The 13811-nt window shown below is 41.5% G+C and carries 11 protein-coding genes; 5 read left to right on the top strand and 6 right to left on the bottom strand.

All coding sequences use genetic code 11. From position 1 onward, the window contains the following. Positions 1–256: 256 nt before the first annotated feature. From malX to BANVL01_RS25645, 3 genes are all read left to right on the top strand, one after another. Positions 257–1834 (top strand): maltose/glucose-specific PTS transporter subunit IIBC, encoded by a 1578-nt coding sequence (malX, locus tag BANVL01_RS25655; RefSeq protein ID WP_066093271.1) that lies wholly within the window; start codon positions 257–259, stop codon positions 1832–1834. Positions 1835–1897: 63 nt separating this feature from the next. After that, positions 1898–3082, top strand: coding sequence for a MalY/PatB family protein (locus tag BANVL01_RS25650; protein ID WP_066093274.1), 1185 nt, complete (start codon positions 1898–1900; stop codon positions 3080–3082). A gap of 33 nt (positions 3083–3115) precedes the next feature. Further along, the gene (locus BANVL01_RS25645) at positions 3116–3985 is read left to right on the top strand and encodes a MurR/RpiR family transcriptional regulator (protein WP_066148171.1); all 870 of its coding nucleotides are present in this window, start codon (positions 3116–3118) and stop codon (positions 3983–3985) included. A gap of 1361 nt (positions 3986–5346) precedes the next feature. Here the strand turns inward: BANVL01_RS25645 and BANVL01_RS25640 are convergent. The 6 genes from BANVL01_RS25640 to BANVL01_RS25615 form a co-directional block, all read right to left on the bottom strand. After that, positions 5347–6129 carry an ABC transporter permease gene (locus BANVL01_RS25640; RefSeq protein ID WP_066093276.1) on the bottom strand — a complete coding sequence of 261 codons (783 nt, stop codon included), beginning with the start codon at positions 6127–6129 and terminating at the stop codon, positions 5347–5349. Beyond that, on the bottom strand, positions 6129–7061 hold the full coding sequence (locus BANVL01_RS25635) for an ABC transporter permease (RefSeq protein ID WP_066093279.1): 933 nt from the start codon (positions 7059–7061) through the stop codon (positions 6129–6131). The genes BANVL01_RS25640 and BANVL01_RS25635 overlap by 1 nt, the downstream gene beginning before the upstream one ends. Beyond that, entirely contained in the window at positions 7025–8134 is a 1110-nt protein-coding gene (locus BANVL01_RS25630; protein WP_082805152.1) for an ABC transporter ATP-binding protein, read from the bottom strand. Before BANVL01_RS25630 ends, BANVL01_RS25635 begins: the two co-directional genes overlap by 37 nt. 31 nt (positions 8135–8165) lie before the next feature. Continuing rightward, on the bottom strand, positions 8166–9269 hold the full coding sequence (locus BANVL01_RS25625) for an extracellular solute-binding protein (protein ID WP_066093287.1): 1104 nt from the start codon (positions 9267–9269) through the stop codon (positions 8166–8168). Positions 9270–9373: 104 nt separating this feature from the next. Further along, entirely contained in the window at positions 9374–10342 is a 969-nt protein-coding gene (locus tag BANVL01_RS25620) for an aminopeptidase (RefSeq protein WP_066093291.1), read from the bottom strand. Between the two features lie 114 nt (positions 10343–10456). After that, entirely contained in the window at positions 10457–11194 is a 738-nt protein-coding gene (locus BANVL01_RS25615; protein ID WP_082805151.1) for a GntR family transcriptional regulator, read from the bottom strand. Between the two features lie 636 nt (positions 11195–11830). Between BANVL01_RS25615 and BANVL01_RS25610 the strand changes: the two genes are divergently transcribed. Together BANVL01_RS25610 and BANVL01_RS25605 are read left to right on the top strand one after the other, a co-directional pair. After that, positions 11831–12328 carry a universal stress protein gene (locus tag BANVL01_RS25610; RefSeq protein WP_066093294.1) on the top strand — a complete coding sequence of 166 codons (498 nt, stop codon included), beginning with the start codon at positions 11831–11833 and terminating at the stop codon, positions 12326–12328. Between the two features lie 1257 nt (positions 12329–13585). Next, positions 13586–13804 carry a DUF1659 domain-containing protein gene (locus tag BANVL01_RS25605; RefSeq protein WP_066093297.1) on the top strand — a complete coding sequence of 73 codons (219 nt, stop codon included), beginning with the start codon at positions 13586–13588 and terminating at the stop codon, positions 13802–13804. The last annotated feature ends 7 nt before the right edge of the window (positions 13805–13811 follow it).

The following is a 13811-nucleotide window of genomic DNA, read 5'->3' as shown; positions in this document are numbered from 1 at the left end:
AGGAAAGTACGTCATAAAGTCCACCTCCTGCCAATGAAGGACTAATCTCTATTAGAAAGACTACGTTCGGTCGCTTATAGCCATTTCTAGTTCAACTTTATGGCTGGTCCGGGCAGTGTCAGGCACTCACACGAATTTGTTTCCCCCAAACAAAAATTGTATTTGCTTACATTTAATATGAAAGCGGTTGCTATATTACAATAGTGGACGTAAAGTGAAAGTAAATTCAGAAGATTTATATAAGGGGGTTTTTGAAATGAAGAAAAAGGAAAAAAAGTCTTCTAAGGGATGGGAGTTTTTTCAGGGGCTTGGTAAGACCTTTATGCTGCCTGTAGCGCTTTTGGCGTTCATGGGTTTGCTTCTTGGTATTGGCAGTTCGTTTACGAGTCCAACTACAATAGAGAATTTACCGTTTCTTGACCATAACGTCATTCAGATAATATTACGATTTATATCAACAATCGGAGGTTTTGCATTTACCTACTTACCTCTATTATTTGCGGTGGCCATTCCGCTTGGATTAGCCCGCAAGGAAAAAGGGGTTGCTGCTTTTTCCGGTCTTGTTGGTTATATCATTATGCATTTATCGATTAATTTCTACCTAACCGAAACACACAAGCTTGCAGAAGCAGATGTCATGAGACAACAAGGGCAATCAATGGTTCTTGGTATTCAAAGTCTTGAAATGGGCGTATTAGGCGGGATTATCGCTGGGATTATTGTTTATTTTCTACATCAACGGTATCAAAATGTGAAACTTCCAAATGCATTCGCTTTCTTTGGCGGTTCACGATTCGTTCCGATTATCACCGCCATCATCATGTCCATCGTTGGGATTATCATTCCAATGATTTGGCCATTCTTTACGATGATTATTAATGGAATCGGGAATTTGATTAGCGGCGCTGGGGCGTTCGGACCATTTTTATTTGGGGCCGGAGAGAGATTGCTTCTTCCATTTGGGCTCCATCATATTTTAGTGGCAATGATTCGCTTTACCGAAGCCGGTGGAACAGCCGTTGTAAGTGGAGATACGGTATCGGGCGCACTCAATATTTTTTACGCACAGTTAAAAAACGGTGGCCCTATCAGCGGTTCGGCAACCGCGTTTTTATCACAAGGAAAAATGCCAACCTTTATGTTTGGTCTCCCTGCAGTTGCGTTAGCCATTTATCACACGGCAAAGCCAGAAAATCGCAAGAAAATTAAAGGACTGCTTATTTCCGGCGTAGTTGCAACATTTGTAACAGGGATTACCGAACCAATCGAGTTTTTATTCCTATTCGTTGCACCCGCTCTTTATGGAATTCACGTTGTTTTAACAGGACTTGGATTTATGGTGATGGCTTTAATCGGTGTAAGAATTGGGAATACCGATGGCGGCGTGTTGGATTTCTTTATCTTCGGAATCCTTCAAGGCAACTATACAAAATGGTATTTAGTTCTACTAGTCGGAGCCATTTGGTTTGCCCTTTATTATTTTATCTTCCGTTATGCTATTCTAAAATTCAACTTAAAAACACCTGGCCGAGAAGATGAAACGGAAGAGTCGGCGACAGAAAGTAAAAAAGAAAGTAAAGCTTCAAATGGTAAAACAGGCACCCAAGCAGCGGAACTTTTACATGCCCTTGGAGGTGCAAGCAATATTGAATCATTAGATAACTGTATTACCAGATTACGATTAGTTGTCGACGATATGAACAAAATAGATGAACCAAAACTTAAGAAAAATGGTGCCCTTGGCGTGGTCAAACTCGATGCCCATAATCTTCAAGTAATCATTGGAACCCAGGTCAACCATGTTCGGGTCGAAATGGATAAATTGATGGAATAGGATGAGACACCCCTCATCCTATTTTTCCCAACAAATAAAAGCAAAAAATAGAAGAGGGATATGATGAAAAGGCATTTTGATGAAGTAATCAATCGTAAAGGAACCTATTGTACCCAATGGGATTATATCGAAGATCGATTCGGCATGAGCGATTTATTACCTTTCTCGATTTCCGATATGGATTTTCAAAGTCCTCCCGAAATTCTTAAAGTGATGCGCGAGCGAACGGAGCATGGAATTTTTGGCTATACACGCTGGAACCACCATGAATATAAATCTGCGATAACTGATTGGTATAAAAGGCGATTTGATGCACAAATCGCGGAGGAGTGGATTGTCTACAGCCCCAGCGTTATTTATTCGATTGCAAGACTGATTGAAATGGTGTCCGCTGAAGGTGATCATATCGTCCTGCAAACACCAGCCTATGATGCCTTTTTCAAATGTATTCATGCATCGAACCGGAAGCTGATTGCCAACCCTCTTTCCTATCAAGACGGCCGGTATACAATCGATTTTAACGATTTAGAAAAAAAACTTTCACATGAAAAAGCAAAAGTATTATTGCTTTGTAACCCGCATAATCCTACTGGACGAGTATGGACGGAACAGGAATTAACAAAAATAGTTCAATTATGCTCGAAGTACCAAGTTCACATTATTTCAGATGATATTCATATGGATGTTGTCTATAATGACCGGAAATATGTCCCGATTACCTCGGTGACAAAGGATCTTGAACATATTTATATCTGCTCCTCTGCCAGCAAGACGTTTAATACACCCGGCTTAGGGGGCTCCTATGTTATACTTCCTGATGGGGAGCAAAGAGAAAAATTTATGACTTTGTTAAAGAATCGTGATGGGGTTTCAAGTGCCAATATCTTTGGTGAGATTTCGGTTATCGCAGGCTACCGTTATGCAGAGTCTTGGGTTGATGATCTTTGCACCTACTTGTATAATAATATGAAATTAATAAAAGAATTTATCGAACAAGAGATACCTGCCATCCATTTTGAAATCCCCGAATCCACATACTTAGCGTGGCTAGATTGTACGGGCCTTCATACGACGGATCAGGAGCTTCAGTCCGCGCTTGTGGAAATTGGAAAGGTGGGAATCATGTCTGGAACGGTTTACGGTGAGAATAATCGGGTCTTTCTCCGCATGAATATTGGCTGTCCACAAGCAAAATTGCTGGATGGATTACAGCGGTTAAAGCAATCGGTTCTTTCCCTTACGCGCTAATGAAAGACGTCTTGTTTCAAAAAAGGTGATAGCATGCAATCCTTAATCAAACGACTTTTACAGCATAGGGATCAATTAAGTCAGCTTGAAAAGCAAGTCTTAGACTATATCATCCGGCAGCCTCAAAAAATAACGGATCTGAAACTCGACGAGGCTGCAAAGGAAATGTTTGTCTCAACAGCTACCATTACTCGAACATGTAAAAAGCTTGGTTTTCAAGGCTACCAAGACTTTAAACTGCAACTCCTTTTATATAGCCGTGATGACATCCAAGTGGAAAGCCACGATTTATCAGCAAACTTAGCATTCCATACCAAACGTTATGAAAAAGATATCCGCGAAGTATTAAATAGAATAAATGAAGAGGACTTAAACAAAGCTGCTTCCATGCTTGTTCAAGCCAGACATGTAGAATGGTTCGGTGTGGGCCATTCTTATTCTGTTTGCTGGGATGCATCAAAGAAGCTTCTCCTGTTAGGCAAAAGCAGTATAGCTAGAATCGATTGGGATGACCTAAGAAGCTCTGCCTCCAATCTACAAAAGGACGACCTTGCCATTTTTGTATCATATAGCGGTGAAACCCTACACATCCTGGAATACGCCCATATCGTCAAAAACCAAGGAACTCCCATTCTATCTATCGTTGGAACACCATCAAATCACTTGAGTGATCTTTCCGATTTTGTTTTCTATACGCCTATCGAGCACTTCTACTACAAGAACGTAGACCATGCTCCCGCGCACCCTTCCAAATCTTTTTGGATTTACTCCTGCTGGAATATCAGAGGAAGCACGGGGAAAGTTCTTCTGCTTCAAAATGAATGGAACGGAGCAGAAGAGCCAATTCCATACTACCATGGAAAAGTGAAAATCAAGAAAATGTGTTTTAAAAAAAGGAGCTAACTACCTTCCACATAAAAGTGTTAGCTTCTCTTATATAATCCTCGATATAGGGCTGTCCTTAAATTAGGCATAACATTCATTTATTAAATTTCCCCTCATGATTAAGGTAGATTTCAGGTAAGGATTTTAACCTAAACGGGCTGATATCCATTCCGGGATATTACCAATAGGCAGTAAAAAGAGCAAAGATATCTTTATAATATTTTAAAAAATTAAATCAATGAACAAATATAAGAAACACAAAGGTATGGATTTATCCAACATTCTACTATTGAAATAAGACCGCTTCGATGAACTGACAAACCTTGATTATTCTCCACTATTTTCCCTACTACTCAGACCTTGATAAAATAAAAAAATCAGATTACTGTTATGAGAGAACCATAGACGCAATTGAGGCTGGCAATTTAAATGATCAATATTTGTTGCTCTTACTTTTCTTTATTTCCCCGTATATTTCAGTTAAGGTAATCAGCAGCTTAGGGGCATATATATTCCGCAATTTGAGCAATGACTCACTTGAAGGCTACAACTGGTGCATTTCAGCTTTAACCTTTAGCACACCTACTGACAAATCTAAACAAAATTCCCTTCCATTAAAACTAAATAAACGTTTGATTAAATATGGCAGGAATCCCGTCATTTTTGCATTTAAACAATTCGGCAGCTAAAAACTTTGTCAGTTAATTAAACGTTTGATTAAATAGGTCTATTTCCTAGTGATATCAATGCTTCTTCACTTCATATCAAAAAAGAATTGACGAATCTTGGCTTTATATCTGGTTCCGCTCAGCCATTTTTACCTACACCACTCCCAAACCGACAAACCCCAACAAAATATCCTTCAGAAAAACTAATTAATCGTTTGTTTAATTCGGCTGGGAAACCCGCAGTAAAAGGAATGAACCCATTTGACAGCTAAAAATTTAGTCAGATAACTAAACGTTTGTTTAAATACGCCGAAAAGCCCACTGGTAAAGGATAAATTCATATTAACGGCCAAAATTTTTGTCTGTTAATTAAACGTTTAATTAAACATAGCTCTGTCCCTCAACGATGGTATTTTGGATAAAGATTCAGTGGGTGTAATGATTTATCTTCAGTCAGAGGAAATATTCTGAATTGGGGATTAATACGGTTATGGCTCTCTAAAGAGCTGATTGATAAGGAAGTCGTGAAATTATCGTTGGAACAAAAAGCCACCGTAACACTCCCCATGGTCTCCATAATAAAAAAGGGAAGTGCTGCTAACACTTCTCCCCGCTTTTACGATAGGAGTTTTTTTGTGCTTAATAAACCCCTTTTATTACATTTTTTTTATTTTACAATACGTGCAAGGCCAGTGGGTCTATCCCAATGTCCTACGAGCCGCCAAACAACTTCCCGATTCCATAGATTTTTTCAAATATCACGATAAATATGGCAGATATTAAGATGACAATACTTGAAACGGAAGCTACCATCGGATCATAGGAGTCCTGCATATGGAAGAACAGTTCAAGCGGCAAGGTTCTCATATTGGTTGATACCATGAATAGCGAGACAGTGACGTTATCGAACGAGATGAGGAAGGCAAACATAGCACCGGAAAAAATCGCCGGCCTTATAATCGGCAGTGTGATTTTCCAAAACACCATAAACGGGTTAGCACCTAGCACCATGCCCGCGCGTTCGAGCGTATAATCAAACCCGCTCAACCCGGTTAAGACAAATCGAATGGCATAAGGAACACAAATCACAACATGGGCGATAATGAACCCTATTGGCTTTCCCGCCAACAGCATCGGTGTAAAATAAATTAACAACGCTGCTCCCAGCACCAAATGCGGGATCGTCAATGGAGACGTCAGCAGCGACACGATAAAGGTTTTGCCCGGCAGATTATATTTCGCCAATGCGAGCCCTGCAATCGTACCGAGCAGAACCGAGAAGAATGCCGCCAAGAAAGCAAACTTGACACTATTGAAAAAGGCACTCATGTATTCCGGACGGTCCAATATTTTTTCATACCACTGGAGGGAAAAACCTTTTGGCGGAAACGTCGGATAGCCCGCTGTCGTAAACGATGCTCCAATGGTCACAATAAGAGGAATCAGCAGAAAAATTAAACCAATGACGGTAACCGTTATTCTTGCGGCCTTCATTATCGGAACACCTCCTTAAACTTCCTTTCAAAGATCCTTGAAAAAATCGTAACGGAAATGAGTGTAACCCCTAACAAGATATAGGAGATGGCAGAACCAAACGTCCAGCGGAACAGCGTATTGATTTGCTCATAAATGACAATCGGAAGAACCGGGACATTTGCGCCGCCCATCAGTGCGGGCGTTACGTAGGAGCTCATCGACATACTGAAAACAAGGACAATCCCGGCCACCACACCCGGCAGACTCAGCGGCAGCGTGACCGTTAAAAAGGTTTTTAGCGGACTTGCGCCTAAAATACTGCTCGCTTTCTCCAAAGATGGGTCGATATTATATAGGCTCGTTGCGATGGACAGAACCATAAACGGCAGGAACGAATTGGCTAGGCCAATGACGACCCCTTCAACGGAAAACAACAGCTTTAATGGGGAATCAATAATACCTAATTTCATTAAAAATTGATCTACGACCCCATTTGGCACAAGCAGCAAATACCAGCCAAAATTGCGGACAACCACACTAATCAACAAGGGGGAAGCCACAAGAAGGGTTAAGTACCCTCTCACCTTCGCTGAGCTTTTCGCCATCGTTAAGGCGATTGGGTAGCCAAGGATAAGCGCGATAATGACCGCATAGATGCTTACCTTCATCGTCATCCAAAGTGATCTCAAGAAATACGAATCTGAAAAAAACGTCAGATAGTTTCCGATGCTGTAGCTCGCATTCGAGATATCGAGCCCTTCCACTTCAATGAAGCTTAAATAAAACACATAAAGCATCGGGACGACAAAGAATGCGAGGATAAATAAGAGCAGCGGTGCTAGCAGCAATAGGGCTGCGGTATATTTTCTTAATTCCTTTACCTTGCTTTTGGATGCTAATTTAAGGTTTGGACTCATCTTTTGGTCAGGCGAATATCCGAGGTTTTCCATTCAACCAGCACCTCCGTCCCTACCTGCCAGGAATTCTCAATCGTTGGTCCGACAATTTGGACATTGTACTGCCCCTTCACGGACACCTCGATTTCCCACTGTGAACCAAGATAGTTCATTTGCTTGATGACGGCCTTTTGCCGGACATGTTCTGAATCTGCCCCGCTGTGACCATGATCATCCGACATAATGGAAATGGCTTCCGGGCGGATATACAGATTAACGGCATCCCCCACATGGAATGCCCGGTCATTGCCGATGGCATTTTGCTTTTTCGTTTTGACGACCCAGCCCTCAGTAATTTCAACATCTGTATGGTCAGCGTCAGCCTCTATCACGACTCCTTCAAAACGATTCGATTTCCCGATAAACTGGAAGACAAATTCGGACTGTGGATTTTGGTAGATGTCAGTAGGAGTACCGATTTGTTCAATTTTCCCCTGGTTCATAACCACGATTCGGTCCGACATGGAGAGTGCTTCCTCCTGGTCATGAGTAACAAAAATCGTGGTAACCCCGACCTCTTTTTGCAAACGTTTAATTTCGGCACGAAGCTCATGGCGCAGTTTGGCATCCAAGTTACTGAGCGGCTCATCCAAAAGCAAAAGCTCCGGCTCCACTACCAGCGCACGGGCAATTGCCACCCGCTGACGCTGACCGCCCGATAATTCCCGCGGGTATCGCTTTTCCAAGCCCGTTAATTTGACGAGTGCAAGCGCTCTACTAATTCTGCTGTCCAATTCGCCTTTTTTTATCTTTCGGAGCTTAAGGCCAAAGACAAGGTTTTCATGCACAGTCATGTGTGGAAACAGGGAATACGTTTGAAAGACCATCCCAAGATCACGTTTATATGGGGGAACGCCATTCACCTTTTTTCCTTTAATATAAAGTTCACCCTCGTCTGGGTCAAGGAACCCTGCAATGGCATTTAAGGTCGTGGTTTTCCCGCAGCCGGAGGGGCCAAGCAAGGTAAGAAGCTCACCGTGCTTGATATCTAGGTTAATATTTTGCAAAACGACATTTGTTCCAAATTTTTTACTGACACCGCGAATCGTCACATCACTCGTCGTCATCTTCAATCCCTCCTTTGTTCGTTGATGCTGATTACTTCTTCACCTTTTTCCCAAGCTCAGGAGTAACTTCCTTCGTCCACTTTTCTGTCCATTCCGGTTGAATTTTGGCAATACCGGCAAAATCAGGCTTATAAACAGGGTCATTCTCTTTAAAGCCAATAATGGAATCGTATTTTTCAGGCAGTTTCACATCTTTAACTACTGGATAGAAGGCAATTTCCGCAATTCTCTTCTGAGAATCTCCTGTTACCATGAAATCGATGAAATCTTCAGCCGCCTTTTTATTCTTAGTATTCTTCACGACTGTAGCAACGATTGCCTGCAACGGGGCCCCTTCTTTCGGGATGACCATTTGGACTGGAACACCTGCATCAGATAAGCCTGCAATCGTATAGCTTGCCTGGACCGTTACGGCTGCGCCCTGCTGCATAGCCGGCTGGATCTGTGTCGAGTTTTTATAGAACGTATCGGAATAAGCCGCTAATTCCTTCCCCTTATCCATACCAGGCTGCATATTGTCAAGGCCGCCGCCATTTGCTTTTGCCAAGCTCAAGAACATCGTGAATCCTGAATTGCTGGAGACATCAGGGAATGCTGTCATCCCTTTATAATCGGAACTGATCAGGTCATTCCAAGAACTGATTGCCTTCCAGCCTTTTTCTTTAAAAATATCCGTGTTATAGCCGACCGCAACTGAGTAGCCTAAGACAGGAACACTATGTTCATCAATTAAATATCGTTCATCGATATTCTCAAAACCTTTTATGTTTTCTTTTGCAATGGCTTCTGTCAAGCCCTCTTCCTCAGCTCGAACCGCTACAGGGGAATCATACATGGCGATATCGATTTGCGGGTTATTCTTTTGAAGCTGGACTTTTGTTAAAATTTCATTGGAAGAACCGGCTACGAAATTTATCGTGATGCCATACTTTTCTTTAAACTTTGGCGCCAACTCATCACGGATTAGCTTTTCAATTTTTCCGCCATTGGCAGCAATGGTAATTTCTTTCGTCTCTGCTTGCGAATCAGATTTCGTACCACTTTGTTTGCTTGTTTCTTTAGAAGGGTTTGGAACACCGCAGGCAGCAAGCATCATGACCATTAAAAGAATAATTACACTAAACATTCTTTTCATCGTAAATTTCCCCTTTATAAAATCTTTTAAAAAACTCATCCCTTTGTCATCTTTTCAAAAGTTGACGTTCCCAATAGGCATTATATTCTGAATATTCAGACCAATCAAACAAGTACTTCCCCATTCTTTAAAATCACTTTCCCATCTGCTACAATTGTCGGTTCGGTCATGATGAGGTCGTAGTGGCAGGCCGCTTTTACATTTCCGCCCAAAGTAATATTCGTACCGATTCCAATATGTACCGAACCGAACACCCCTTCATCCTCTAGCATAGATCCGATAAATTTACAGTTAGGGTTGAGACCAACGCCGATTTCCGCGATGTTATAAACAAGTGGGTCATTTTTGGAAGCCAGGTTTTCAGCCAGCATGTCTGCTTGTTTGCCTCCGGAAATGGAAACAATCATTCCGTCTTCTACATTGACTGTCACAGGTTCATCAAGCAATCCAATTCCGATATAAGGAATACTGGCATTTGCCACGATGACGCCTTGGGCAGATCCTTCAATCGGAGACACATTTGCTTCAACGGTTGGCACTGGGGCAAATTCACCCGGTTTTACCATACACGGCATGGCATTGGATCGTCTTCCTGTCGCAGAAAGTGTAAGATCTGTTCCGTCTGGAGTGGTCAGTCTAATTTCATTTGCCCCCTCCAAGGCGTTAGCAACAGCCCGGCAGATTGGTTCAACTGCTTTAAAATCAGCATGGACACCGCCTTCGATTAGCATTTCATCATGGAACTGCGTCAGCATGATTCCTCTTGAGCCAGCATCTACTGCATTACGAACGGCTTGCGTATGGGTAATCGAAGTATAAACCGCACTAATAAACACATTGCTCTCTTTCATAGCTGCTGCAATTGGCGCCGGCGGCTCTTGGCCGTCTGAGGTCCGCGGTGGCATCATTGCCATTGTCGGCTCCGCTTCTGCTGCGATTACAGCGGTAGCAATACTTTTGGCAATATTCATCATTTTTGGTTCTGTCACAATCAATACTTGTTCATTTGGTTGGACACCCGCACACACTTCTACAATGGTTCGGGCACCTTTGCCCATTAGAATCGTTTTCATCCGTTTGTTCTCCCCTTTGTTTTCGTTAATTTAATAAAGTTTCCCAATTTCTATATTCTATAGAATCTGTATTTAATAAAAAGTGAGGGTTTAATAACACTCACGATTTTCCCCTTATTCTGGAGACGTGGTCCCCTTCTTTTTGGATAAGTTTTCTTGGTTGATATAGGCGAGCCCGTTTTGAATATGAACTCTCATTGCTTTTTCCGCCTTGTCCGCATCTTTCTCTTTCAAAGCATAGAAGATTTGCATATGCTCGGCATTGATTTCTTCCCTTCTGCTGGAATTATAGGCAGAAATGTTGCGGTCATGAAATATGACATCACTGACTAAATCCAGCAGTGTTTTTAATTTCGCGTTTCGCGCATATTCGATGATCACCGAATGAATTTCGGAATTCAGTCGAACGATTTCGGTGCCGCTTTTCGCTTCAAACGATTGGTCCAGCAATCCGCGAAATTTTTCAATCCCCTGTTCATCAAAATTCTCGACTGCCAAACGAATTGCAAGTACCTCTAACGCTTCCCGACATTGATAAGATTCCTTCACTTCCTCATCGGAAAAACTCTGGATGACGACCCCTTTCCAAGGGACAATTTTGACCAGACCTTCCGCTGCCAAACGGCGAAAGGCTTCACGGACGGGTGTTGGACTTACTTTCATTTGTTTTGCCACTTCTGTTTCGGTTAACCGGTTGCCTGCTTGCAAATCCCCTTTTATAATGGCCGCCTTTAAGTTTTCATAAATCCTTACATTTAAAGGCTGCCTTTCCACCGATTCCACCTTTGAAAGATCTCTGTATCCTTGGCTCAACTTCTTCACCTCACTAATGTATCCGTTTTCAGAATTCATAATATATTTACATTATTGTTTTTGAGCCTATGTTTTGTCAATACAATATTCTATAGAATATTGTATATTTTTTATTTTTTCTATTTTATAAAAATAACACTCATGCCAAATATATTATTTTACAATACAAAAAACGTCTATGATAGAAGACGTCTTGGGATTATCAGCCGAATTTATTCAGTAACTTTGGCAGTTATTTTCTGATAAGTTAACTAAACGTTTGATTAAATACGCCGAAAAGCCCACTGGTAAACGATTCATTCAGATTAACGGCCAAAATTTTTGTCAGTTAATCAAACGTTTGATTAAACATAGCTCTGTCCCTCATTGATGGTATTTTATTATAGGTTCAGTGGGAGTAATGATTAATCTAGCCAAAGAAAATATTTAACATTGAGGATTAAAAAAGAAGCATGATAACGTTGATCAGCTTCCCTTATTTGTTCTCGTAACTGGAAATTCTCTGGGTGGCGCCTGGCACCTGTTTTTTTTATAGCAGCGGGGGACTGTTCCCAAATTCATAAGGATTTACTTTATCCGCCTTTATAGCAGAAATAGACTGCAGCGATGCAGTGTTTTATTCAAAAGAAATAAGGGTATAAATATTATAATTATGTAAATGAAAGGAAGATGAACATGTATAATCATATTCTTATAGGTTTTGATGATTCCGAAGACAGTATGAAGGCATTGGAAAGGGCCGCACAATTCTATGCGCTGAACCGTGACTGCAAAATTACGGTTGCTCATGTAATTCAACAGCACATATACAATATGGCTTATAATTATAATTATAATTATTCTGTTATACCAAGTATAGATGGAGGAATTTACCCATCCCAAGTCCCCCTACCAGAGAACGAACTACCCCCAGAAACACAAGAAACCATCCTGGACAGTCAGATTTTGGAGCATGCGAAGTCATATTTACTGCGTCAAGGTGTACCTGCCAAATTTGAGTCATTAGACGGCAAACCTGTTAATGATGACTTATGTGATTTTGCCTTGGAGCAAGATGTGGATTTAATTATTGTGGGGAGCAGCGGAAAAGGAGCGCTCCAAAAACTGCTAGAGGGCAGTGTCAGTGAAAAGGTAATGAAAAAAGCGGAGATGGATGTCCTTATTGTAAAATAATAGAACCGCCAAATTTACGTGTGGAAATTTGGATAAAAAGAGCCTTCCAGGTAATCAAGTGGTGAAAAACAGCTGTTTTTTCTCCACTTGATTTATTTTACGGATTCATTGGAAAAACTCATTTTTTAAAAGTCGGATTATTTTAACCCCATCTCAATAATTTCCGATCCCTGTAGTTCCCTTTTCTGCCTTATCCTAGACAGCCGTTCAAATAGAGTCAATTGGCTTTCTTTAAAAAGTTTCCTTTGATGGGAGAAATATTTCCATGATTATCACCTCCTTTCCGAAACGGAAAGAAGAGCAACAACCAACCTCACAATTTCAGTAGCACCTCTATATTATCAGTTATTACCTCTCTAACAACCTATCAATCTTTCAATAAATATCGGGGCGTGACAGTCACCGGGATAAAGGAGGACTCAGTACGCTTCAACCCTGGATTTCCCCCTCAATATGCCTGCAAAGAATGTCGTGAACTGTTTCAAATTTACTTTATTAAAAGGAACTATGGATAGCAACTGAAACTGAGATTGGGCCATATCCAGCATGGTGACTTTTGCTAAGTTTTACTCTAGTAAATTTAGTTCGTGGTCAGAATGAAGATATCTCACTAACGGCGTTCTTATGCTGCACATCCGAAGAAAAGGCGTCATAATGCCAATGAAGGACCAATCGTTAAAAAAATGTCGACGATTTGTCCTTCATCTAGTCTAATTTCTCAGCTCCTGTGGCTTATACCTCTATTAAGCTACCTAACTTAAACAAATTTCCCAGCTTCGGTAGCTTATAGACCTTATAAGCTACCCAACTTCCGCAAACCCCATGGCTTCGGTCGCTTATACTCCTTATAAGCTACCCAACTTCCGCAAATCCCTCGGCTTTGGTCTCTTATACCTCTTATAAGCTACCCAACTTCCGCAAATCCACCGGCTTCGGTCGCTTATACACCTTATAAGCTACCCAACTTCCGCATTTCCCACGGCTTCGGTCGCTTATACACCTTATTAGCTACCCAACTTCCGCAAATCCCTCGGCTTCGGTCGCTTATACACCTTATAAGCTACCCAACTTCCACAATTCCCTCGGCTTCGGTCGCTTATACCCCGTTTAAGCTACCCAACTTCCGCAAATCCACCGGCTTCGGTCGCTTATACACCTTATAAGCTACCCAACTTGGACTCTAGCAAAATTATTCCCCTCCACCCTGTCCTTTTTACCTCAAAAACCATAAATAGAAGGTGAAAGGAGGTGGTCGAAATGGCTCTAGCGTTATTAGAAGGAACAAAGCTTCGCTTGGTGTTTGAAGCGGGGATGGATGGCAAAGGAAATCCACTTTACAAAGCTAAAACGTTTAGCAATGTGAAAAAAGAGGCAACGGCAGATCAGTTGTTTCAAGCTGCACAAGCAATCTCTGTTTTGTGCAAGGACCCGCTAAACAAAGTGGAACGCAATGACAGTACGGAGATTTTAGCTTAATCATCCC

The organism is Neobacillus novalis NBRC 102450, assembly GCF_001591805.1.
GTDB lineage: Bacteria > Bacillota > Bacilli > Bacillales > Cytobacillaceae > Neobacillus > Neobacillus novalis.
The sequence above is the reverse complement of the archived record's forward strand: the minus strand, read 5'-3'. Positions and strand labels throughout refer to the sequence as shown.

Excerpts from the sequence above, each read along its gene's own strand:
- BANVL01_RS25630 (WP_082805152.1), bottom strand. The coding sequence starts at position 8,134 with ATGACGACGAGTGATGTGACGATTCGCGGTGTCAGTAAAAAATTTGGA.
- BANVL01_RS25640 (WP_066093276.1), bottom strand. The coding sequence starts at position 6,129 with ATGAAGGCCGCAAGAATAACGGTTACCGTCATTGGTTTAATTTTTCTG.
- BANVL01_RS25635 (WP_066093279.1), bottom strand. The coding sequence starts at position 7,061 with ATGGAAAACCTCGGATATTCGCCTGACCAAAAGATGAGTCCAAACCTT.
- BANVL01_RS25620 (WP_066093291.1), bottom strand. The coding sequence starts at position 10,342 with ATGAAAACGATTCTAATGGGCAAAGGTGCCCGAACCATTGTAGAAGTG.
- BANVL01_RS25650 (WP_066093274.1), top strand. The coding sequence starts at position 1,898 with ATGAAAAGGCATTTTGATGAAGTAATCAATCGTAAAGGAACCTATTGT.
- BANVL01_RS25610 (WP_066093294.1), top strand. The coding sequence starts at position 11,831 with ATGTATAATCATATTCTTATAGGTTTTGATGATTCCGAAGACAGTATG.
- malX (WP_066093271.1), top strand. The coding sequence starts at position 257 with ATGAAGAAAAAGGAAAAAAAGTCTTCTAAGGGATGGGAGTTTTTTCAG.
- BANVL01_RS25605 (WP_066093297.1), top strand. The coding sequence starts at position 13,586 with ATGGCTCTAGCGTTATTAGAAGGAACAAAGCTTCGCTTGGTGTTTGAA.
- BANVL01_RS25645 (WP_066148171.1), top strand. The coding sequence starts at position 3,116 with ATGCAATCCTTAATCAAACGACTTTTACAGCATAGGGATCAATTAAGT.
- BANVL01_RS25615 (WP_082805151.1), bottom strand. The coding sequence starts at position 11,194 with ATGAATTCTGAAAACGGATACATTAGTGAGGTGAAGAAGTTGAGCCAA.
- BANVL01_RS25625 (WP_066093287.1), bottom strand. The coding sequence starts at position 9,269 with ATGAAAAGAATGTTTAGTGTAATTATTCTTTTAATGGTCATGATGCTT.